The 21803-nt window shown below is 62.9% G+C and carries 19 protein-coding genes; 2 read left to right on the plus strand and 17 right to left on the minus strand.

The features are described from left to right. Positions 1-497: 497 nt before the first annotated feature. From J2X76_RS11505 to J2X76_RS11565, 13 genes are all read right to left on the minus strand, one after another. Positions 498-2696, minus strand: coding sequence for an EAL domain-containing protein (locus J2X76_RS11505; protein ID WP_310216029.1), 2199 nt, complete (start codon positions 2694-2696; stop codon positions 498-500). Between the two features lie 115 nt (positions 2697-2811). Beyond that, positions 2812-3588, minus strand: a complete 777-nt coding sequence (locus J2X76_RS11510; protein ID WP_113125711.1) for a MetQ/NlpA family ABC transporter substrate-binding protein — start codon at positions 3586-3588, stop codon at positions 2812-2814. Between the two features lie 68 nt (positions 3589-3656). Next, entirely contained in the window at positions 3657-4325 is a 669-nt protein-coding gene (locus J2X76_RS11515) for a methionine ABC transporter permease (protein ID WP_113125712.1), read from the minus strand. Beyond that, positions 4315-5352 carry an ATP-binding cassette domain-containing protein gene (locus J2X76_RS11520; protein WP_310216551.1) on the minus strand — a complete coding sequence of 346 codons (1038 nt, stop codon included), beginning with the start codon at positions 5350-5352 and terminating at the stop codon, positions 4315-4317. The genes J2X76_RS11515 and J2X76_RS11520 overlap by 11 nt, the downstream gene beginning before the upstream one ends. 339 nt (positions 5353-5691) lie before the next feature. After that, complete coding sequence (locus J2X76_RS11525; protein WP_310216032.1) at positions 5692-6441, minus strand: EAL domain-containing protein; 750 nt, start codon at positions 6439-6441, stop codon at positions 5692-5694. A 143-nt stretch (positions 6442-6584) separates the two neighbouring features. Beyond that, positions 6585-8015: a GH1 family beta-glucosidase gene (locus tag J2X76_RS11530; protein ID WP_310216035.1), complete on the minus strand. Its 1431-nt coding sequence runs from the start codon at positions 8013-8015 to the stop codon at positions 6585-6587. Between the two features lie 179 nt (positions 8016-8194). Next, positions 8195-9367: a Gfo/Idh/MocA family oxidoreductase gene (locus J2X76_RS11535; RefSeq protein WP_310216038.1), complete on the minus strand. Its 1173-nt coding sequence runs from the start codon at positions 9365-9367 to the stop codon at positions 8195-8197. Positions 9368-9413: 46 nt separating this feature from the next. Beyond that, entirely contained in the window at positions 9414-9827 is a 414-nt protein-coding gene (locus J2X76_RS11540; protein ID WP_113125715.1) for a DUF2442 domain-containing protein, read from the minus strand. Beyond that, entirely contained in the window at positions 9820-10047 is a 228-nt protein-coding gene (locus J2X76_RS11545) for a DUF4160 domain-containing protein (RefSeq protein ID WP_113125772.1), read from the minus strand. The genes J2X76_RS11540 and J2X76_RS11545 overlap by 8 nt, the downstream gene beginning before the upstream one ends. A 218-nt stretch (positions 10048-10265) precedes the next feature. Next, complete coding sequence (locus J2X76_RS11550; RefSeq protein ID WP_310216044.1) at positions 10266-11318, minus strand: sugar phosphate isomerase/epimerase; 1053 nt, start codon at positions 11316-11318, stop codon at positions 10266-10268. Positions 11319-11544: 226 nt separating this feature from the next. Next, the gene (locus J2X76_RS11555) at positions 11545-12495 is read right to left on the minus strand and encodes a substrate-binding domain-containing protein (protein WP_113125717.1); all 951 of its coding nucleotides are present in this window, start codon (positions 12493-12495) and stop codon (positions 11545-11547) included. 72 nt (positions 12496-12567) lie between these two features. Continuing rightward, entirely contained in the window at positions 12568-13569 is a 1002-nt protein-coding gene (locus tag J2X76_RS11560) for an ABC transporter permease (RefSeq protein WP_310216048.1), read from the minus strand. After that, positions 13569-15092 carry a sugar ABC transporter ATP-binding protein gene (locus J2X76_RS11565; protein ID WP_310216051.1) on the minus strand — a complete coding sequence of 508 codons (1524 nt, stop codon included), beginning with the start codon at positions 15090-15092 and terminating at the stop codon, positions 13569-13571. Before J2X76_RS11565 ends, J2X76_RS11560 begins: the two co-directional genes overlap by 1 nt. 269 nt (positions 15093-15361) lie before the next feature. Here J2X76_RS11565 and J2X76_RS11570 point away from each other — a divergent pair, with 269 nt between their 5' ends. Next, complete coding sequence (locus J2X76_RS11570; protein WP_113282709.1) at positions 15362-15640, plus strand: type II toxin-antitoxin system RelE/ParE family toxin; 279 nt, start codon at positions 15362-15364, stop codon at positions 15638-15640. Positions 15641-15673: 33 nt separating this feature from the next. Next, positions 15674-15982: a HigA family addiction module antitoxin gene (locus J2X76_RS11575; RefSeq protein WP_113282708.1), complete on the plus strand. Its 309-nt coding sequence runs from the start codon at positions 15674-15676 to the stop codon at positions 15980-15982. A 59-nt stretch (positions 15983-16041) separates the two neighbouring features. Here the strand turns inward: J2X76_RS11575 and xylA are convergent, their stop codons facing one another. The 4 genes from xylA to J2X76_RS11595 form a co-directional block, all read right to left on the minus strand. Next, positions 16042-17352, minus strand: coding sequence for a xylose isomerase (xylA, locus tag J2X76_RS11580; RefSeq protein WP_310216054.1), 1311 nt, complete (start codon positions 17350-17352; stop codon positions 16042-16044). Positions 17353-17533: 181 nt separating this feature from the next. Continuing rightward, positions 17534-18988: a xylulokinase gene (gene xylB, locus J2X76_RS11585; RefSeq protein ID WP_310216057.1), complete on the minus strand. Its 1455-nt coding sequence runs from the start codon at positions 18986-18988 to the stop codon at positions 17534-17536. Between the two features lie 22 nt (positions 18989-19010). Next, positions 19011-20051: a LacI family DNA-binding transcriptional regulator gene (locus J2X76_RS11590; RefSeq protein WP_113125722.1), complete on the minus strand. Its 1041-nt coding sequence runs from the start codon at positions 20049-20051 to the stop codon at positions 19011-19013. A 143-nt stretch (positions 20052-20194) separates the two neighbouring features. After that, positions 20195-21787 carry a DHA2 family efflux MFS transporter permease subunit gene (locus tag J2X76_RS11595; RefSeq protein ID WP_113125723.1) on the minus strand — a complete coding sequence of 531 codons (1593 nt, stop codon included), beginning with the start codon at positions 21785-21787 and terminating at the stop codon, positions 20195-20197. Positions 21788-21803: the final 16 nt, after the last annotated feature.

The following is a 21803-nucleotide window of genomic DNA, read 5'->3' on the forward strand; positions in this document are numbered from 1 at the left end:
GTTTCCGCAGCCTCCTGACGCTATCGGGATGGCTTCGGCTCTTGGGTATCCGGCCTTGGTTGCGTCATACGGGCGCGTTGGCATACGCCTCGTATGCGTCCATATGCCGATATACGTCGCGTATGTCAATTAACATACGCAACGTATGCATAATGAAGAAGCATGGTATGAAGCCTGACGGCGGGAGACGGTTTGGCGTGTGCCACGGACAGATTGGGCCGACGGTTCTCCGGTGAATAATCGCCAGCGGCGCTCCGCCGTCAGTCTTTCTTCTCGCAACAAAAATCCCCTGTTCTACCGGCAGGGTGGATCCTCGGGTCAAGCCCGAGGATGACGGGATGTGCGGGACCGCTGGCGACAATCGCCCAGCCCCGCGATCTAGCGTAATTTGGTGAGGCGTCTTTTAGAGCCCAGGACACCACCTCTCGGTCGTCATCCTCGGGCTTGACCCGAGGATCCAGAGCTCAGAACGCCATGCCCGCGTGAAGCGTCGGGCGTTACGCCGCCCCGCTCAAGCCTCCCGGCAGGCGGTTGCCGCGGTAGATCGCGTCGATCTTTTCCGACGACATCGGTTTGCCGAACAGGTAGCCCTGCAGCTCGTCGCAGCCGGTGAGCCGCAATTGCAGGGCCTGCGCCTCGGTCTCGACGCCTTCGGCGGTGACCGGAATTTCCAGCGAGCGGGCCAGCGCCACCGTCGCCTGCAAGAGATCGACGGCACGGCCGCCCTCCTCCAGCGCATGCACCAGCGACTTGTCGATCTTCATCCGGTCGAAGCCGAACTGGCGCAGATATCCGACGCTCGAAAAACCGGCGCCGAAATCGTCGAGAGCGATCTTCACCCCGAGCTGTTTCAGCTTGGCGAGTGCGGCGCGGGCGCGGTCCGGGCTCTGGATGAAATAACCTTCGGTCATTTCGAGCGTGATGCGGGAAGGATCGGCACCAGTCTTGCGGAACACCGAAGCGACATGCACGGCAAATGCCGGGTCGCGAAACTGGCCGGGCGAAATGTTGACCGCGAGCTTGAGCTCCGGCCACAGCGCCAGCGTTTCGCAGGCGCGGTGCAGCACGAACAGGCCGAGCTGGTCTATGAGCCCGGTCGACTCGGCGATCGGGATGAACACGTCCGGAGACACCGGGCCGTAACCGGTGCGGTTCCAGCGCGCCAGCGCCTCGACGCCGATGATCCGCCAGGTTCTTGCATCCACCACCGGCTGATAGACGACACTCAGTTCGCGGCGCTCGATGGCGATCCTGAGGTCGATTTCCAGCATGTTGCGCTCTTCGCGCTGTGCATCCATTTCCGGCCGGTAATATTCGGTCCGGCCACGGCCGGTTTCCTTGGCATGATACATGGCCATGTCGGAACGCCGCACCAGTTCCTCGCCGGAGACCTTGCCGCGCGGAGAGATCGCGACGCCGATGCAGGTACCGATCGTCGCCACTCTTTCGCCGATCACGAAGGGCTCGTCGAAGAAACCGAGAATGCGGTCGCTCAGCATATCGACGACGCGCGCGATATCGGTGGTCGCCAGCGCGATGGCGAACTCGTCGCCGCCGACGCGCGCAAGCACCGCCGTATCCCCGACCAGCGTCTTGAGGCCGGCCGCCACGCCGCGGATCAGCTTGTCGCCGGTACCATGGCCATAGGCGTCGTTGACTTCCTTGAAGCCATCGAGATCGAGATAAAGCAGCGCCACGTCATTGTTGTTACGGCGGCTCTGCGCCACCAGCGCATCGAGCGCGGCGAAGAAGCCGGCGCGGTTGAGCAGTCCGCTCAGCCGGTCGCTCATGGCCAGATGCCGCGCCGCCGCCTCGTCCGCCGTCAGGCGATTGAGCGTGTTGCTGCCGCTGACGAAGAGCAGCAGGAAGAACAGCCCGACCATGGCGAGCGCGCAATAGACAAGCGGCCGGACCTGGAGATACCCCATGTCGCCCGGCCTGCGCGAATGCCAGACCAGCCCCTGCAGCACCTTGCCATGGATATTGCGGATCTCCACCCTGTTCGACCCGGGATCCGAACCGCTCGCGAAACGAAGCCCGTCGATGACATAGGTGTCGGAAAGCTTCTGAACCTTGGCCTCGTCGAGATGCCGGGCAAAGACCAGGAAGCGGCGGTTCGTGACCGGCTGGTCGAGGTGTCCCGATTTCTGCCGGATCAGCGCGACGCCGACCGCCGCCACACCCTTTTCGGTCCCCACGAAGCCGGTTGCCTCCGGCAGGTTTTCCGCGCCGGCGGAACTGGCCTTGTCGAACAGCGTCCAGAGTGACGCGTCGAAATAGTCGCGCGGAGCCCAGCTCACCGGCGCACCGTCCTGATAGGCCAAAAGGACGTTCCGGTTCATGTCCATGACGATCGCGACGTCGAAGAGGTCGCTGTTGGCGGTCATGTCGCCATAGTTGCTGACGATCCAGGCCTGGTCACCGGCATAAACGAACTGGGCGGCATCGTCCCAGGCGGCATAGTCGTTGAGCGTCGCATGCAGCTGCTCTTCGAAGGTCTGGATGGCGCCGGATGTCGTTTCCCGCGAGCGACCGTCATCGAGGCGGTTGGCGTAGTCGGCGATCCGGTCGATCGCGGTCAGGATGAAGATCGTCACCAGCACCACGACCACTGCGAAGGCAAGCAGCATCGACGTCACGGCAGAGCGACGGCCAAGTGTTGCGGAGCGGCGGAAGCGGGACGGGAGAAGCCGCATCGAAGACCTCGTGAAGTCCTACATCTTTCGCGGGTATTCCTTCAGATAGCGTTAAAGCAAGAGGCCGGCGCTCACACTTGAGCGCCGGCCTCGAAGAATTTTCGAAAGTTCGGTATTACCAGGCCGCGATGACGGCACCCTTGAACTGGGTATTGACGAAATCCTTCACCGGAGCACTGTGATAGGCTTCGATCAGGGTCTTCACCCAGGCTGCATCCTTGTCCTTGGACTTGACGGCGATCACGTTGATGTAAGGGGCCTTTTCGCCTTCCCGGGCGATCGGATCGGTCTTCGGGTTGAGGCCGGCTTCCAATGCGTAGTTGGTGTTGATGACCGAGGCGTCGACGTCGTCGAGCGAGCGCGGCAGCTGCGCGGCGTCGAGTTCGGCGAACTCGATCTTCTTCGGGTTCTCAGTGACGTCGGCCGGGCCGATCTTCAGGCCCTTGGCGGCGTTGACCTTGATCAAGCCCTGGTCGGCGAGGATAAGCAGCGCGCGGCCGCCATTGGTCGGGTCGTTCGGGATGGCGACCGTGGCGCCCTGCTTCAGTTCGGCGAGGCTCTTCACCTTCTTGGAATAGACGCCCATCGGGAAGTTGACGGTCTGGGCGACGCTGACGAGGTCGAACTTGCGATCCTTGACCTGGTTGTCGAGATAGGGCTGGTGCTGGAAGGAATTGGCGTTGAGTTCGCCATCCGCCAGTGCCTGGTTCGGCACCACGTAATCTGAGAATTCGAGGATCTGGATGTTGAGGCCCTTGGTGGCCGCGATTTCCTTGACCTTTTCCATGATCTGGGCATGCGGGCCGGGCGTGACGCCGATCTTGATGTCTTCTGCAAGCGCCGAACCGGCAGCGAAGGCGGCGAGTGCGGCCGCGATGATGAGCTTCTTCATGAGTGTCTCCTTGGGTTTCGTTTTTTAGGCACGCCAGTCTTGGGAGGCTGGATTTCCGGGATTGAGTTTCAGGTCTTGCGGTTGCGCTTGTCGAAGCGGCGGGCGAGCGCGTCGCCGGCGCTCTGGATCGCCTGGACGACCACGATCAGCACCACGACGACGGCAAGCATCACATCCGGCATGAAACGCTGGTAGCCGTAACGGATGCCGAGATCGCCGAGCCCCCCGCCACCAACCGCGCCGACCATGGCCGAATAACCGACCAGGCTGACGAGGGTGAGCGTCAGCGCCAGCGTGAGGCCGGGCTTGGCTTCGGCAAGCAGCACCTTGAAGACGATCTGCAGCGGCGTGGCGCCCATGGCGCGGGCGGCCTCGATCAGGCCCTTGTCGACCTCGCGGATCGCCGCCTCGGCAAGCCGGGCGACGAACGGAATGGTGGCGACGGTCAGCGGCACGATCGCCGCATAGGTGCCGATCGAGGTGCCGGTGACGAGGCGCGTGAACGGGATGATCGCCACGACCAGGATGATGAACGGCGTCGAGCGCGCCGCATTGACGATCGCGCCGATGATGCGGTTCGAAACGGGAGCCGGGAAAAGCTCGCCCTTGCCGCTGGTGGCAAGGAACACGCCGATCGGAAGGCCGATCAGCGAACCGATCAGGCCGGCGGCAACCACCATCTGCAGGGTCTGCCACAGCGCCTTCGAGAGCAGGCTGAAAAGCATGTCAGGCGACATAACCGAGCACCTCCGTGGAAAGGCCGGTTGCGGCATAGAAACGCTCGGCCCGCTCGGTGACGGCGGGATCGGCCGGATAGGCGACCACCAGCGAACCATAGGGCTCGCCGGCGATCTCCTCGATCGTGCCGGCGAGGATGTTGACGTCCGCGCCAAGCTCGGTAACCAGCCGGGCGGTCAGCGGCTGGAAGGCGGTCGCGCCGAAGAAGATCAGCCGCACCAGCACGCGGTCGCCGGCAGACGGCTGCGGCTTCAGGTTCGCGCGGATCCAGTCCGGCAGGTTGGTGCCGAGTGCGGCCGACAGAAGCGAGCGGGTCGTCTCGTGTTTGGCGCCGGTGAAGACGTCGAAGGTGCGGCCAGCCTCGACGATTCTGCCGCGGTCGATCACCGCCACATCCGAGGCAATGGTCTTCACCACCTCCATCTCGTGGGTGATCAAAAGCACGGTGAGGCCAAGTTCGGCATTGATCTGCTTCAGGAGCGCCAGGATCGACTGCGTCGTTTCCGGGTCGAGCGCCGAGGTCGCCTCGTCGGAGAGCAACAGTTTCGGCGACGTGGCGAGCGCCCGGGCGATACCGATGCGCTGCTTCTGGCCGCCGGAAAGCTCCGCCGGATAGCGGTCCGACTTGTCGCCGAGGCCGACCAGGTCGAGAAGCGGCGCCACCTTGGCCCTGATTGCCGCGCGGTCGAGGCCGGCGACCTCCAGCGGCAGCGCGACATTGTCGAAGGCGGTGCGCGAGGAGAGAAGATTGAAATGCTGGAAGATCATACCGATCTCGCGACGCAGATCCCGAAGCCCCGTCTCGGAAAGGCCGCCGACCTCGACGCCATCGACGACGACGCGGCCGGATGTCGCCTTCTCCAGCCCGTTGACGAGCCGGATCAGCGTCGACTTGCCGGCGCCCGAACGGCCGATGATGCCGGTGATGGCGCCGCGCGCAACGGACAGGTCGACGCCGTCAAGCGCGGTGAACTGGTTTTCACCGTCGCTGCCGAAACGTTTGGTGACCGCTTCGAAGGTCACCATCGGCGCCGGTGCGCAAACGGGCTTTGGAACGGTGTCGGCGGGCGCGGCAAAACCGCCTGCCGGCACGGGACTCACGGTCTGGATTGTCGGTCTCATCTTGAAGCTCTTTTCGGCTGCGCGAATGGCGCGCGCCCGGTCGTGGAAAATGGATTGCTGTTTCAGCAACACATTCGACGCATTGCCCGTCGATCTACCATTCTCCAGAACCTTCTTTCAACCATCGAGTTGCATGTGAGCTATGCAATTGCCGATAGCCTTATTGCACTGCAGCACGGCCGAAGCCGAGCAATAAAATTTCCGACTTGAGGAAAAGAGAGAAAAATCCCACCCCGGGAAAGATCACGCCGCCGCCGGCAGTTCAGGCGGCAGGAACTGCTCGAAGGCGGGCCGCCCGAACACGTAACCCTGGATGAGGGAGACGCCCAGATCCCGCAGGGCGGCGAGCTCGTCGACAGTCTCGATGCCCTCGCAGACAGTTGTGATCGACAGTTCCTCCAGCATGGCGACGGTATGCCTGACGATGGTGCGCCTGGCGCGATCAGTATCGATGCCGCGGATGAGATCCATGTCGAGCTTGACGATATCCGGCTGGAACTGGGCCAGCAGGTTTAATCCGGAATGACCGGCGCCGAAATCGTCGATCGCCGTCTTAAAGCCCATGTCTTTGTAAGCGTGGAGGATGTTCAGGAGGTGACGGGCATCCACCTTCTCGTTTTCGGTGAATTCGAAAATGATGCGGTTGAGCGGAAAGCCGATCCGGGAGGCCGTGGCGAGCGTCAGGCGAATGCAGGCGCGCGGCTCGTAGACGGCATTCGGCATGAAATTGATGGAGAGGTTTGCGTCCGACTGCGGCCTCAGCGCCGCGGCCAGTTCGATCGCCTTGGCCCTGCACTGCTGGTCGAAGGCATAACGGTTTTTCTCGGTCACCTTCGACAGCACGCTGCCGGCGCCTTCGCCACCGCTGCCGCGCACCAGCGCCTCATAGGCGAAAGCGGTGCCTGTGTTCAGATCGACGATGGGCTGGAAAGCCATGGAAAAGGGAAGTTCAAAGGCCGCGCCGTCGCGGCAACCCTGGCAGGCGGTAGTCATGGCTTCATCTCCGTCATGGGAGACAACGCATATCAGCAATACCTTAACAATCGTCCAAATTCTGTATCAGGAGCACGTATATAGATGAGCGGCGCGGCAATCCCGTACCTCTTCACAGGACTGGGCATCCGCCGGCAAGCCGGTCACTCTCTCGGCTTTGCCGGCGCGAAATTGCCCTTCGGGAACAGCGAGGCGAGCTCGCGATACCACTTGCCGCTTTTCTTGATCGTCCGTTCCTGGGTTTCGTAGTTCACATGCACGAGGCCGAACCGCATCCGGTAGCCTTCCGCCCATTCGAAATTGTCCATCAGGCTCCAGGCGAAATACCCCTTCATCGGATAACCGTCCTTGATCAGGTCGGCGACGACGGAAAGGTGCTCGACATAATAATCCAGACGCGGCTGGTCATCCACCTCGCCGGCCACGGGCTCCATGTTGTAGCAGGCGCCGTTTTCGGTGATGTAACAATCCGGCAGCTCGTAGCGGCGGTAGAGATCCTCGACCAGCAGCTTCAGGCCCGGCGCATAGACCTCCCAGCCGATATCCGTCTTGACCTCGCTGGCCGGTTTCGCCTCGACCGTCCAAGGGAAGTCGCCCTTGCGCTCGGCATCGTCATGGACGCGGTCGGGCTTGTAATAATTGAGCCCCCACCAGTCGAGCTTCTGGCTGATGACCTTCAGATCACCGTCCTCTACGACCGGCATGCGATCCCCGAGCGCTTCGAGGAATGCCGGAGGATATTCGCCCTTGAACACCGGATCGAAGAAGGCGCCGTTGTGGAACTGATGGGCGCGCTCGGCTGCCGCGAGATCGGCCGGGCTGTCGGATCCAGCGATGATCGATGCGGCATTGATCACCGTGCCGACCGGCACGTCCGGCGACACATGCCGGATCGCCTCGACGCCGAGGCCATGGGCGAGGTTAACATGGTGCATGGCATGAAGCGCCGCCTGCATGTTCTTCTCGCCCGGCGCATGGATACCGTAGAGGTGGGAAAGCCAGACGATGCACCAGGGTTCGTTGAAAGTCGCCACCGCATCCAGCCGGTCGCCGAGCCGCGCCATCACCACCTTGGCATACCGCTGGAAGGCATAGGCCGTTGACCGCGCCGTCCAGCCGCCCTCGCCCATCAGCGAAAGCGGCAGGTCCCAATGGTAGAGCGTCGCATAGGTCTTGATGCCGCGCGCCTTGCAGCCGTCGATCAGCCGGTCGTAGAAATCCAGCCCCTTCTCGTTGATGCGTCCGGTGCCGTCCGGAATGATCCGCGGCCAGGCGATCGAGAACCGATAGGCCCCGACGCCCATTTCCTGCATCAGATCGAGATCGGCTTCCCAGCGGTTATAATGATCGCAGGCGACATCGCCGTTATGACGCTCAAAGACCCGTCCCGGCATGTTGGAAAACGCATCCCAGATCGACGGCTTGCGGCCATCCGCCTTGGTCGAACCTTCGATCTGGTAGGAGGCCGTCGCGACACCCCAGAGAAAATCGCCGGGGAAACGGGAGGCGAATTTCTGGGGATCGGGCGTTTTGGGACTGCGGGTCTGGGAATTGCTCATCTTGGGATCGGTCATGGGGATGCCGCCATATCTGGTTGCGCGAGGTCAGCCGGACCATCTTTCGCGGCGATTTAACCAAGCCAAGCCCGGTTGTACAGGTTTATGTGGAGATTCCTGAAACGTTGCAGAGGACACAACCGCTTTAACAAAGGCACATTGGCGCCGACTGAGCCGGCGCCAGTTTTCATGAAGCCTTAAAGCTTAACCCAAGCCCCGTTCTTCTTCGAAGACGCGACACACGCCTCGACGAACGCAACCCCCTTAACGCCGTCGTCCACGGTCGGGTAGACCACCGCCTTGTCGATCGCGACGCCCTTCTTGGCGGCGTTGATGGCGCGGGCGGCTTCCGTGTAGATGGTCGCGAACGCTTCGAGATAACCTTCCGGATGGCCGGAAGGGATGCGGCTGACGCGGGCGGCGGACGGGCCGGAACCGGCGCCGTTGCGGGTGATCAGGCGTTTCGGCTCGCCGAATGGCGTGAACCACAGATAGTTCGGATCCGCCTGCACCCATTCGATGCCGCCCTTGGTGCCATAGACGCGGATCTTGAGCCCGTTCTCGTGGCCCGGCGCCACCTGGCTGCACCAGAGCATGCCCTTGGCGCCGCCTTCGTAGCGCAGCATCACATGCGCATTGTCGTCGAGGCGGCGGCCTTCGACAAAACTGTCGAGATCGGCCGCGAGGCTGTCCAGCGTCAGCCCGGTGACGAAGGCGGCGAGGTTATAGGCATGCGTGCCGATATCGCCGGTCGAACCGCCGGCACCCGACTGGGCCGGATCGGTGCGCCAGACGGCCTGTTTGGCGCCGGTCTGCTCGACGGCCTCGGTCAGCCAGTCCTGCGGATATTCGACCTGCACGACGCGGATCTTTCCGAGATCGCCGTTGGCGACCATTTCGCGGGCCTGCCGCACCATCGGATAACCGGTGTAATTGTGGGTGAGGATGAACAGCGCGCCGCTCTCGTCGGCCGCCTTCTTCATCTTCCTGGCATCCCCGAGGTTGGAGGTGAGCGGCTTGTCGCAGATCACATGGATGCCGCGCTTCAGGAATTCCTTCGCCGCTTCGTAGTGCACGTGGTTCGGCGTCACGATCGAGACCGCCTCGATCCCGTCCTTCAGCCGTGCCTCACGGATCGCCATCTCCTTGTAGGACCCGTAGGTGCGCGACGGATCGAGCCCGAGATCGCGGCCCGACGCGATCGCCTTTTCCGGCGACGACGACAGCGCCCCGGCGACGAGCTCGAACTGGTCGTCCAGCCTGGCCGCCATGCGATGCACCGCCCCGATGAACGCCCCCGCACCGCCGCCGACCATGCCGAGCCGAATCCGCGGCTCCCGCGCCTGTTCGTCCTTGCCTTCAATTGCCATGATGTTTCTCCTGAAAGATTTGAATATATCGAGAGGCCACGAGGCCTCAGGTGTTCGTTGCAGCCTTGCGCGGCCGCCCGCCCTTGGCGCCATTGGCGCGGCTTGCCGCGATCTTTGCCGGCGACTTCGATTGCCCGCCGCGACGTTGTGCTTCCATAAAGGTCCGGCTGCCGAAGATGCCGCTCATCAGGCCTGAAATCGAATAATCGACATCCAGGCTTTCCCAGTGCAGGCCGGTTTCCCCGAGCAGTTCGACCTCGGACAGTTGTTCGTCCGTCGCCTCAGCCAAGCCTTCGAGAGAACGGGCCGGGACCATGAACGCCGCCCCGTTGGCGAATTCCACGACGATGCGGCCGGAGGACGGGTCGAAACGAACCGAGACCGGTAGGGGCCTTTGCGCCCGCTCCGTATCCCACCGTAATTTTGCCTGGGCGAGTTCGGCATCCGTGATCTCAACCATGGTACTTTCTCCAAGTCTCCCGGAATAACTGCCGGTTGGCCTCGATAATCTCGGCGGCTCGGCGGACATCCCGGTCAGACATCCCACCCTGCGTCAGGATCTTTAGTGTCTCGATATCAATGCGCGCTTCGCCGTCGCCGTAGACATGCACGTGGGGAGGCTCGTGATCCGCCGTATAGATAACGAACCGCAGGCCATGTTGCCGCAGGACGGTGACCATGCATCCATAACCCAACTTGTTAGGTATCTCAAGCTCATCTCCGTGTGGGACGCTCCTCATCCGCCCTGCCGGGCACCTTCTCCCCGCTCTGACGGGGAGAAGGACAGGTGCCGCGACGTTTCCGTCCCTCTCCAGCGTTGCACGTGGCAAGTCCCCTCTCCCCGCCCGCGGGGAGAGGGTGAGGGTGAGGGGCGGCATCCGCGCAGCCGACGCCGGGCCTAGAGCCCCAGCATCCGCCGGTTCGCCGCCTCGTCCGTGCCGCCCGACGCAAAGTCGTCGAACGCCTTCTCGGTGACGTTGATGATGTGGGCCTTGACGAATTCGGCGCCCTCGCGGGCTCCGTCCTCGGAATTCTTCAGCGCGCATTCCCATTCGACCACGGCCCAGCCGTCGAAATCGTTGGCGGCCATTTTCGAGAAGATCGAGCCGAAATCGACCTGGCCGTCGCCGGGCGAGCGGAATCGGCCGGCGCGGCCGACCCAGCCCTGGTAGCCGCCATAGACGCCCTGCCGGCCGGTCGGGTTGAATTCCGCGTCCTTGACGTGGAACATCTTGATCCGGTCCTTGTAGATGTCGATGTGGTCGAGATAGTCGAGGCATTGCAGCACGTAATGCGACGGGTCGTAGAGCATGTTGGCGCGCGGATGGTTCTTCACCCGCTCCAGGAACATCTCGAACGTGACGCCGTCATGCAGGTCTTCGCCGGGATGGATCTCGTAGGCGACGTCGACGCCGCAGTCTTCCGCGTGGTTGAGGATCGGCGTCCAGCGCTTGGCAAGCTCGTCGAAGGCGGTCTCGACGAGACCGGCCGGGCGCTGCGGCCAGGGATAGATGAACGGCCAGGCCAGCGCGCCCGAAAAGGTCGCATGCGCCTTGATCCCGAGATGTTTCGAGGCGGTGAGCGCCATCTTGACCTGCTCGACCGCCCAGGCCTGGCGTGCCTTCGGATTGCCGCGCACTTCGGGAGCGGCAAAGCCGTCGAAAGCTTCGTCATAAGCGGGGTGCACGGCAACCAGCTGGCCCTGCAGATGGGTCGAGAGCTCGGTCACCTCGACGCCGTTCGCCCGCGCCACGCCTGCGAATTCGTCGCAATAATCCTTGGAGGCGGCGGCTTTTTTCAGGTCGATGAGCTGGCCCGCCCAGGTCGGCACCTGCACGCCGACATAACCCTTGTCGGCAGCCCATTTTGTGATCCCGTCCCAGGTGTTGAACGGCGCCGCGTCGCCCGCGAACTGGCCGAGAAAGATGGCGGGGCCCTTGATCGTCTTCATGATGTTTCCTCTTCGGCTACATGCAGTTGGTCTGGAACAACCCTCATCCCTCATTCCTGTGCTTGTCACAGGAACCCGGCCAAGATGCGTCGGCGCCTTGGGAAGGCTCTTTCGCGCCCAAGGACTTGGGCGCGCTGGATTCCCGTGACAAGCACAGGAATGAGGTGACCGGGGATAGCGGCGCCCACACAAGCGGGCGCCGCCGATCTTCATCAGGACGCCGTTATCAGAACGGAGAATCCGGGAAGTAGAAGTTCTTGGCGTTGTCCTTCGTCACCAGCGTGGCGTCAAGGATGTAGGTGCCGCTGACCGGAACCTTGTCGTAGAAATTGCCGGCGGTGAGTTCCATGGCGGTCGCCACCATTGCCGGCGGATAGAGAACATCGACCGGGATCATCTTGTCGCCGTCCATGACCTTCTTGACCATGTCCTTGGAGCCCGCGCCGCCGACGACATACTTGATGTCGGTCCGCTTGGCCTGGGCGATGGCTTCGAGAACGCCGACGGCCATGTCGTCGTCCTGGCACCAGACCACGTCGATCTTTGGATACTTGGTCAGGTAGTCCTGCATGACCTTGAACGCGTCGTCGCGGCTCCAGTTGCCGAACTGGCGATCGAGGACCTTCACCTTGGAGCCGGCAATGCCCTTGTCGAAGCCGTCCTGGCGCTGCTGGTCGATCGGGATCGGCAAGCCGCGGATGACGACGACCTGCGCGTCCGGCGTCGTCTTCTTGATGTACTCACCGGCGACCTGGCCGAGCGCCGGGTTGTTGCCAGCGACATAGAGGTCACGGATGGTGCTGTCGTTGACCGAAGGCGCGCGGTCGACGAGCGCCACGAACGTGCCCTTGTCCTTGACCTGCTGGATGGCGTTGACGAGCGGATCCGGGTCGGACGGCAGGATGACCAGCGCATCGAGGCCCTGGACCGCGAGATCCTGCACGGCGTTCGCCTGGCTTGCCGCATCCGGCGAGGTCTTGACGATGACGTTGAGGCCCGGATGTTCCTTCATCAGCAGCTTGGCGACGCGTTCGGCATGAAATACGACGCCGGCGGTCCAGCCATGGTCGGCGGCCGGAATGGAAACGCCGATCGTCACCTTCTTGTCCTGGGCGAAGGCTGTGCCGGCGAGAAGCGCCAGCGACGCCACGGCCAGTCCCAAAATTTGTCTGCGCATTGTTTCTCTCTCCCACATATCAGGGTCCTTTATTTGAAGACCGGACGCGACCCATCAGCCCGGTCAATCTCCTCATTTCCGCATCAGCGACCTTTGAACCAGCATGGCGATGATGATGATCGCTCCCTGGATGGCGCCGATCAGGTATTCGCTGACGAAATTGGACAGCAGCATGATGTTGCCGACGATTTCCAGAATGAAGGCGCCGCAGATCGTGCCCCAGATACGGCCGACCCCTCCCCGGAGCGCCGTGCCGCCGACGACCACGGCTGTGATCGCCTGCAATTCCCAGAAGCTGCCGGTCGTCGCCGATGTCGAGCCGAGGCGCGGCACGTAGAGCAGCACTGCAACGGCGACGCACAGCCCCTGGATGACATAGGTGACCGTGCGCACCCGGTTGATCGAAATCCCGGAATAACGCGCCACGTCCTCGTTGGAGCCGACCGCCGTCACATGCCGGCCGTAGCGGGTGCGGTAGAGCACGAAGGCGGCGATCGCGGCGGTCACGAAGATGACGATGATCGGCACCGGCACGCCGACGACAGAGCCGGAATAGAACGGCCGGTAGAGCGTCATGATATCGCGGTCGCGCACCGTGATGGCGCCGCCCTGGGAAAGCCAGGTGGTCAGCCCGCGATAGATGCCCATCGTGCCGAGCGTCGCGATGAAGGGTTCGATCCGGCCGATCGTGGTGACCAGGCCGTTGGCGAGCCCACAGGCGGCCCCGATCGCGATCGCCAGCGCCATGCCCGCTATGAGAGCAAGCGTCGGGTCGGCGACCGTGCCCGAGTTCAGGAACAGGATCATCAGGCTGGCGACGAAGGCGAGCATCGCCCCGACGGAAAGATCGAGCCCGCCCGAGGTGATCACGTAGGTCGCCCCGAGCGCGATGACGGCAATAAAAGAACTGCGGGTGACGACGTTCATAAGGTTGGCGGTCGTCATAAAATTCGGGTTGGCGAAATAGCCGAGCACCAGCAGAAGGGCGAGCGCGATGAACGGCGCCACCGCCGCCATGTCCCAGTCCTTGGAGGTCTTCGGCGCCTTGGCCGTTTCGGTCGCGACATTCGCCATCACGCAGCCTCCCCTTTGGTGACGCCCGTGGCGAGCACGACGATTTCGTTTTCGTTCATGTGGTCCCCCGTCACCTCGCCGACGATCCGGCCGGAGCGCATGACCAGGATGCGGTCGCAGATGCCGATCAGTTCGGGCATTTCCGAGGAGACGACGATGATCGAACGGCCCTCCTCCGCCAGGTTGGCGATGAATTTGTAGATCTGTTCCTTGTTGCCGATATCGATGCCGCGCGTCGGCTCGTCGATGATGACGATCGACGGATCGAGCAGCATCATCTTGGCGAGCAGCAGTTTCTGCTGGTTGCCGCCCGATAGCTGGCCCGCGAGGATATCCTTTCGGCCGGTTCGAATATCGAAGTCGCGGATCGCCTTGTCGAGCGCGGCACTTTCCCGCTTGCGGTCGATCTGCAGGGCGCCCGCGAACTTGCCGAGCGAGGCGAGCGTCAGGTTGACGATCAGGTCCTTGGTGAGCAGCAGGCCCTTGCCCTTGCGGTCTTCCGACAGATAGACGATGCCGGCCTTGAGGCTCGCATGCACGTCCCGGAAATTGACCGGTTTACCGAGATGCCGGACCGTGCCGCGGCTCGGCCTAAGGCCGACCATGCCCTCCATCAGCTCCGTGCGACCGGCACCGACAAGGCCGGCAAAACCGAGGATCTCGCCCTTCCTCAGCTGGAACGAGGCGTCCTGTGCATAACCGGGTACGTTGAGATGCTCGACTTCGAGCACGGTTTCGCGCGCTGCGCCCGCATGGCGGTCCGGATAGAGCTTGGCAACGTCGCGGCCGACCATCAGCCGCGCCATGTCGGCCGGCTGGAGTTCGCTGACGTCATGGCTGGCGACGAGCTTTCCGTCGCGCAGCACCGTCACCCGGTCGGCGATCTCCTTTACCTCCGGCAGGCGGTGGGAAATGTAGAGCACGCCGACACCCTTGGCGCGGATCTGCCGGATGACTTTCAGCAGCGCCTCCGTCTCGTGCGGCGTTAGCGACGCGGTCGGCTCGTCGAAGATGACGATGCGGTGCGGCACCAGGAGTACGCGGGCGATCTGCACCAGCTGGCGCTGGGCGATCGACAGGCGGCTGACGATCGTGTTCGGGTCGATATCGCTGCCGAGGCCACGGACCGCCTTTGCGGCACCCTCGTTCATGGCGCGGTCGTCGATGAAGACGCCCTTGTGCAGCTCGCGGCCGAGATAGATATTCTGGGCGACCGTCAGATCCGGCGCGAGCAGGATCTCCTGGTGCACCAGCACGATGCCGCGATGTTCCGCGTCGACCGGGCCGGAAAAGGTGACGGTCTCGCCGTCGATCTTCATCTCGCCGCGGGTCGGCGGCTGGTTGCCGGCAATGATCTTCATCAGCGTCGACTTGCCGGCGCCGTTTTCACCGATGATCGCATGCACCTCGCCGGCGCGGACAGTGAGGTTGATGTCCTTCAGCACCTCGACGACGCCGAATGTCTTGGAAAGGCCGGTCGCTTCGAACAGAGGCACGGCGGGGCTCGCGTCCGCGGAGATCATCGGGCGGCACCCGTGACCATGGGGCCATGCGCAGCCCGACAGCGGACCGTGACGTTACGGACAGCACGCCTGTATATGATCATCTGCTCCCAAGCTCCTCCGACGAGAACGCTAGCCCAGATTCTGAGGTACGTAAAGCAGATTTCCCACGCTTGCACGGGAACGTAGGAGAATGGCCGACGAAAATTCTCCCCTTGGTTGATATGGACTTCCAGTCGCATGCGCAACCTTCGCATTGACTTTATGTAAGCTATTTGCATACATAAAACATGATCAAGTCATTCAGGAGCAAAGCGCTGGCGGATCTTTTTGCAACCGGGAAAACCGGCAAAATTGATGCCAGACTGCATAAGCGCATTCTTGTCCGACTTGACCGTTTGGATGTCGCAGAGAAACCGGAGGATCTCAATCTCCCCGGATTTAACTTCCATGCTCTCAACGGGTTCGACCCGACGCGCTACACAGTACATGTCAACGGGCCGTGGTGCGTGACGTTCGAATTCGATGGAAGGGATGCTGCTCGTGTCGATTTCGAGCAGTACCACTGACAGGTCGGTTGCGACCGAGAAGGAGACTGAACAATGATCGAATATGTCGCGACTCGGGGCGCTGAAAGATGCCCCTCTCATCCTGGCGCATTGCTGGACGAAATTATTCCTGCCACCGGCAAGACGAAAGTGGAGATTGCCGAGCTGCTCGGCATTTCACGCCAGCAGCTCTACGACATCATTCGCGAAAGGAAGCCTGTTTCTCCTTCCGTAGCCGCCCGGCTGGGAAAGATGTTCGGCGATGGCGCCGCCATCTGGCTTCGCATGCAGGCCGCCTACGACGCCTGGCATGCGGAAAGGGAAATTGACACGAGCAATATACCCACCCTCAAGGTCGCTTGAACGCCGAGAGACCGCACTGCCGTGCCCTTCCTGGAAGAGCACGGCAGACATAAGACATTTCAAACGTAACGATTGACGACGTTTTCCAGGTATTCCTGGCGGCCCGACTTCGGTTCCGGGTTGATGTCCTGCTTCTCGACCCAGGAGGCGATGTCGTCGAGCTTGTATTCGCCGCGCAGCATCTTCTGGTATTCGGGGCTGTCCCACTTTTCGTAGCGAGCGTCGAGCGGAGCTTTGAGCGCGCCGTCGTCGATCATCTTCGCCGCGGCCTTGATGCCGCGTGCGCAGCAGTCCATGCCGCCGATATGACCGATCAAGAGGTCCTCCGGATCGAGCGACTGGCGGCGAAGCTTGGCGTCGAAATTGGTGCCGCCGTTCTGGAAGCCGCCGCCGGCGAGCACGTGGTAATAGGCGAGCGCCATTTCCGGCACGTTGTTCGGGAACTGGTCGGTATCCCAGCCGGACTGCATGTCGTTGCGGTTCATGTCGATCGAACCGAAAATGCCGAAGGCGTTGGCCATGGCGATTTCATGTTCGAAGGAATGGCCGGCAAGGATTGCATGGCCCTGCTCGATATTGACCTTCACTTCCTTCTCGAGCCCGTTCTTCTGCAGGAAGGCGTAGACGGTCGAGACGTCGTAGTCGTACTGGTGCTTGGTCGGCTCCTGCGGCTTCGGCTCGATCAGGATCGTGCCTTCAAAGCCGATCTTGTACTTGTATTCGACGACGAGGTTGAGGAAGCGGCCCATCTGGTCGAGCTCGCGCGAGAGATCGGTGTTGAGCAGCGTCTCGTACCCTTCGCGACCGCCCCAGAGCACGTAGTTGGAACCGCCGAGGCGCTTGGTTGCGTCGAGGCAGGTTTTTACCGTTGCCGCTGCGAACGCAAAGACGTCCGGATCCGGATTGGTGGCGGCGCCAGACATATAGCGGCGGTTGGAGAACAGGTTCGCCGTACCCCAGAGAAGCTTCACGCCCGTCTCGGCCTGCTTCTTCTCGAAATAATCGACGATCTCGTTGAGGTTCTTCGTATTCTCGGCAAAGTTATTGCCTTCCGGACGCACGTCGGCGTCGTGGAAGCAGTAGAAAGGTGCGCCGAGCAACTGGAAGAATTCGAAGGCGACGTCGGCCTTCATCTTGGCGGCTTCCATCGTGTCCGAGAACCAGGGGCGCTGGAAGGTCTGGCCGCCGAAGGGATCGCCGCCCGGCCAGGTGAAGGTATGCCAATAGGCGACCGCAAAGCGCAGGTGATCCTCCATGCGCTTGCCGGCGACGATCTCGTCGGGATTGTAGAAGCGGAAGGCGAGCGGATTGGTGCTGTCCGGGCCCTCGTATTTGATTTTCTGGATGTCTCCGAAAAAGCCTGTGCTCATGGTCGTTTCCTCATTGTGATGTGTTCGATCTTCTTAAGCGCCCCTCATCCGCCTGCCGGCACCTTCTCCCCGTAAACGGGGCGAAGGGGGCTCGCAGTGAGCTATCCGCCCCCTTGAACGTCGAGCGAGGCATGTCCCCTCTCCCCGCAAGCGGGGAGAGGGTGAGGGGCAAACCTCGATTTCACTGCGCCAGCGACTTGATCGCCGGATAGAGCGCGCGGTAGCGGGCGTATGCGGTCTCATAAGCCTCCGAAAGCCCCGAGACCGGCTCGATCGTCTCTTCCGTCCTCGGCGCCGAGCAGACCGCAACCGGGTCGGCACCTGTCGCAGCGATCAGGCCAAGCCGGGCGGCGCCGAAGGCAGCGCCGAAATCGCCGTCCGCCGGGATATCGACCGGCACGCCGAGCGAGGTGGCGATCGAGGCCAGCCAGTAGCGCGAGCGCGAGCCGCCGCCGATCGCGGTGACCCGGGAAATCGAGGTGCCGGCGGATTTGAGCGCTTCGAGATTGTCCCTGATGGCGAACGTGACGCCTTCGAGCACCGCCTGGGTCAGCACCGCGCGGCTGCTTTCGTGTTCGAGGCCGATGAAGGCGCCGCGGATGGCCGCGTCGTTATGCGGCGTGCGTTCGCCGGAAAGGTAAGGCAGGAAGGTGACCCCGGACGGGACCTTCAGCGTATCGCCGAGTTCCTGGGTGAGTTCGGCCGCGGCCTTCGCCGCAATGTGCGAATACCAGTTGAGCGCGTCGGTCGCCGACAGGATGACGCCCATCTGGTGCCAGGTCTTCGGCAGCGCGTGGCAGAAGGCATGCACGGCGCTTTCCGGTTTCGGCAGGTAGGAACCGTTGGCGGCAAACAGCACGCCGGACGTGCCGAGCGATACGAAGGCATTGCCCTCCGCAACCGTGCCCATGCCGCAGGCCGACGCCGCGTTGTCCCCTGCCCCGCCGGCAACGACGACTTCACCGGAAATGCCCCAGGACGAGCAGAGCTCGGAGCGAAGCTTCCCGGCCTGCTCGGTACCCTCGACCAGCGACGGCATCTGGCGTTCGGAAAGCCCCGTCGCCGCCAGGAGTTCGGACGACCACTTGCGGGCGCCGGTATCGAGCCAGGACGTGCCCGCCGAGTCCGACATTTCGGACATATGCTCCCCGGTCAGCCAGAGGCGCAGGTAATCCTTCGGCAGCAGCACCTTGGCGACCTTGGCGAAAATTTCCGGCTCGTTCTTGGCGACCCAGACGAGCTTCGGGGCGGTAAAGCCCGGGAAGACGATGTTACCGGTGAGCTTGCGGAAGATCGGGTTCGCATCGAGAGCTGCCGCTTCCACGTGGGAACGCGTATCGTTCCACAGAATGCAGGGCCGCAGCACCTCGTCTTCGGCATCGAGCAGCGTCGCTCCATGCATCTGGCCGGAAAGGCCGATGCCCTTCACGGCCTCCAGCTCCTTCGGGAACTTCGCCTTGATGCCGGCGACGGCCTCCTGCGTTGCGCGGATCCAGTGGGCCGGATCCTGCTCCGACCAGCCGGAATGCGGACGCGAGACGTCGAGCGAGCCGCTGGCCGAGCCGATAATCCGCTGATCGCCGTCGATCAGCATGGCCTTCACGCCGGACGTGCCGAGATCGAGACCGAGATACATGGTGCTACTCCCTCTTCTGCCTTCAGGGCAGATTGTCTTTCAGAAAAATGTCGATGCGGATGCGCTCCTGCGCGGCAAGCACCGGCAGCCCGTCGGCCTTGGCCTTCAGCACGCGGATGGCGCTGCGGACCTCGTGCCCCGCATCCTGGTTCAGCACCGCGTCGATGACACCGTCGGCAAGTGCCGCACGGGTCGAGGCGGTTAGTTCATGGGCGATGACGAGCGGCCGGCTGGGGCCGCGCGCCCTGTGCAGCGCGCGAATGAGGCCGCGGTTGCCGGCGCCCAGACTGTAGATGCCGGCAATGTCGGCGTTCCGGCGCAGCGTATCCGCGATCATCGTTTCGGCAAGTGCCGGATCGTCGCGCCCTTCGAGGACCGGCAGGATGTGAACCTTCGGATAGGCCTGGTCGATGACGGCGGAAAACCCTTCCAGCCGCTCGCGATGGTCGCGCACCAGCATGGAGCCGGCCAGCACCGCGACGGTCGCGCCCCCTTCGCCGAGGAAAGGACCGCTGAGGAAACGGCCCATCAGGCTGCCCGCCGTGCGGCCGGCGGCGATATTGTCGATGCCCGCATAATGGTCGCGGGACGAATCCGGCAGGTCGGAGACCAGGGTCACCATCGGGATGCCGGCCTGCCGCAGGCGCTCCGTGACGGCACGGACGTCCCGCGTGTCGATGGCGACGAAGGCGACCCCCGCCGGTTTTTCGACAAGCACGGCTTCGAGCGCCGCGACCAGGGCACGCGCATCGAACGGCGGCACGTCGACGATGCGGATATCGGTGCGCTCGGCGCTGGAACGGGCGACCGCGCCCCGCACTTCCTCATGCAAGCCGATCATGAACGAGTTGTCGTTGGCCGGCAGGATGAAGACGAAGGAATAGGTCCGGCTCTTGGCAAGATTGGCGGCAGCGAGATCGCGCACGTAGCCAAGCGAGGTGATCGCCTCCTCCACCTTGCCGCGGGTGACGGAACGCACGCCCGGCCGGCCGTTCAGAACCCGATCGACGGTGGCGAGGCTGACGCCTGCAATCTTCGCTATGTCGTGGACGGTGGGCTTCATCAATTCCTCCGCGGACCGTGTTAGCCGAAATTCTGAGGTACGTAAATCAAAATTTGAGGTACGTGTTTCAGGACCGCGAAAACACCAAAAGAAAAAGGCCGCCACTTGCGTGGCGGCCCCTTCTCGGCGGTGGAATGCTGAAATCAGTGCCCGCCGCCGCCGGCACCCGCGGGGCGGGCCGGCTTGGCGATCAGGAAGACGAAGAAGATCAGGCTGCCGAACAGGGCGGTCAGGATGTAGAAGACATCCATGAAGGAAAGCAGCCAGGCCTGCTGGGTGATGATGCCCGAGATCTTCTGAAGCGCGACGGAGCTGCCGTCGAGGCCGAACGAATTGTAGTTGGCGCCGACGCTGTCGAGCCAGTTCATCGCGGCCGGATTGCCGTAATTGACGTGTTCGGAAAGCCGGGCGTAGTGCTCGTCGGAACGCTGGGTCAGCGCCGTGTTGATGACGGCGAGGCCGACCGCGCCGCCCAAATTGCGGGTCAGGTTGAAAAGGCCCGATGCGCCCTGGATGCGTTGCGGCGCAAGCGTGCCGAGCGCGATATTGCTGATCGGCACCATGCACATCATCATCCCGAACCCGCGCAGGATCTGCGGCAGCAGCAGCTCGTAGAAATCCCAGTCGGCGGTCAGTCCGGTCATCAGGTAGGTGCCGACCGCAAACGAGCCGAAACCGACCGCCATCAGGACGCGCAGGTCGACGATGTTCGACAGCCGCCCGACCAGCGGCGCGGAGACGAACATGGCGATGCCCGAGACGAACATGGTCTCGCCGATCATCAGCGAATCGTAGTGGCGGATGCGGCCGAGATAGAGCGGATAGAGGTAGGTAAGCCCGTAGAGCCCGACCCCCATGATGAAGGAGAACAGCGAACCGAAGGCGAAATTGGCATTGCCGAAGGCTCTGAGGTCGACGACCGGAAACTCGACCTTGAAGGCCCGCCAGAAGAACACGACCGCGCCGATGACGATGAAAACGCTGCCGATGACGATCTTCTCGTCGCTGAACCAGTCCTTGTTGTTGCCCTCTTCCAGCACGTATTCCAGCGAACCGAGGAAAACCGCCATGGAAGCGAGGCCCCACCAGTCGAACTTCTTCATCAGCTGCAGCTGCGGCTTGTCGAAATCGATCATGGTGAAGGTGACGGCCGTCACGATGATGCCCGGGATCACGTTGACCAGGAACAGCCAGTGCCAGGAGAAGGAATTGGACAGGTAACCGCCGACCGTCGGGCCGATGGTCGGCGCCAGCGTCGCGACGAGGCCGATGATCGGAGAGACGATGCTGCGCTTCGACGGAGGGAAGATCGTGAAGGCGGCAGCGAACACGGAGGGGATCATCCCGCCGCCGATAAAGCCCTGCAGGGCGCGGTAGACGATCATCTGCTCGATATTGGTGGCCGTGGCGCACAGGACGCTGGCAAGCGTGAAGCCGGCGGCGCAGATGGCGAAGAGATAACGCGTCGAGATGATGCGCGCCAGCGTTCCCGACAGCGGGATCATGATCACTTCGGCGATCAGATAGGAGGTCTGCACCCAGGCGATCTCGTCCGAGCCGGCGGAAAGGCCGGCCTGGATTTCCGCAAGCGATGCCGAGACGATCTGGATGTCGAGGATCGACATGAACATGCCGAAGACCATCGCAAAGAAGGCGATGAGCTTGCGCCGGTCCATGGGCTGGTCGGCGGGCATTGCGATCGGGTGGGCGCCCGCCGTGGCCGTTGCTCCTGCCATGGCCGCTCTCCTCGTT

Source organism: Neorhizobium sp. 2083 (assembly GCF_031455615.1).
Classification (GTDB): domain Bacteria; phylum Pseudomonadota; class Alphaproteobacteria; order Rhizobiales; family Rhizobiaceae; genus Neorhizobium.

Excerpts from the sequence above, each read along its gene's own strand:
- J2X76_RS11565 (WP_310216051.1), bottom strand. The coding sequence starts at position 15,092 with ATGATCTCCGCGGACGCGAGCCCCGCCGTGCCTCTGTTCGAAGCGACC.
- J2X76_RS11595 (WP_113125723.1), bottom strand. The coding sequence starts at position 21,787 with ATGGCAGGAGCAACGGCCACGGCGGGCGCCCACCCGATCGCAATGCCC.
- J2X76_RS11540 (WP_113125715.1), bottom strand. The coding sequence starts at position 9,827 with ATGGTTGAGATCACGGATGCCGAACTCGCCCAGGCAAAATTACGGTGG.
- J2X76_RS11535 (WP_310216038.1), bottom strand. The coding sequence starts at position 9,367 with ATGGCAATTGAAGGCAAGGACGAACAGGCGCGGGAGCCGCGGATTCGG.
- J2X76_RS11570 (WP_113282709.1), top strand. The coding sequence starts at position 15,362 with ATGATCAAGTCATTCAGGAGCAAAGCGCTGGCGGATCTTTTTGCAACC.
- J2X76_RS11550 (WP_310216044.1), bottom strand. The coding sequence starts at position 11,318 with ATGAAGACGATCAAGGGCCCCGCCATCTTTCTCGGCCAGTTCGCGGGC.
- J2X76_RS11515 (WP_113125712.1), bottom strand. The coding sequence starts at position 4,325 with ATGTCGCCTGACATGCTTTTCAGCCTGCTCTCGAAGGCGCTGTGGCAG.
- J2X76_RS11520 (WP_310216551.1), bottom strand. The coding sequence starts at position 5,352 with ATGGTGACCTTCGAAGCGGTCACCAAACGTTTCGGCAGCGACGGTGAA.
- xylB (WP_310216057.1), bottom strand. The coding sequence starts at position 18,988 with ATGTATCTCGGTCTCGATCTCGGCACGTCCGGCGTGAAGGCCATGCTG.
- J2X76_RS11510 (WP_113125711.1), bottom strand. The coding sequence starts at position 3,588 with ATGAAGAAGCTCATCATCGCGGCCGCACTCGCCGCCTTCGCTGCCGGT.
- J2X76_RS11555 (WP_113125717.1), bottom strand. The coding sequence starts at position 12,495 with ATGCGCAGACAAATTTTGGGACTGGCCGTGGCGTCGCTGGCGCTTCTC.
- xylA (WP_310216054.1), bottom strand. The coding sequence starts at position 17,352 with ATGAGCACAGGCTTTTTCGGAGACATCCAGAAAATCAAATACGAGGGC.
- J2X76_RS11545 (WP_113125772.1), bottom strand. The coding sequence starts at position 10,047 with ATGGTCACCGTCCTGCGGCAACATGGCCTGCGGTTCGTTATCTATACG.
- J2X76_RS11560 (WP_310216048.1), bottom strand. The coding sequence starts at position 13,569 with ATGGCGAATGTCGCGACCGAAACGGCCAAGGCGCCGAAGACCTCCAAG.
- J2X76_RS11505 (WP_310216029.1), bottom strand. The coding sequence starts at position 2,696 with ATGCGGCTTCTCCCGTCCCGCTTCCGCCGCTCCGCAACACTTGGCCGT.
- J2X76_RS11575 (WP_113282708.1), top strand. The coding sequence starts at position 15,674 with ATGATCGAATATGTCGCGACTCGGGGCGCTGAAAGATGCCCCTCTCAT.
- J2X76_RS11590 (WP_113125722.1), bottom strand. The coding sequence starts at position 20,051 with ATGAAGCCCACCGTCCACGACATAGCGAAGATTGCAGGCGTCAGCCTC.
- J2X76_RS11525 (WP_310216032.1), bottom strand. The coding sequence starts at position 6,441 with ATGACTACCGCCTGCCAGGGTTGCCGCGACGGCGCGGCCTTTGAACTT.
- J2X76_RS11530 (WP_310216035.1), bottom strand. The coding sequence starts at position 8,015 with ATGACCGATCCCAAGATGAGCAATTCCCAGACCCGCAGTCCCAAAACG.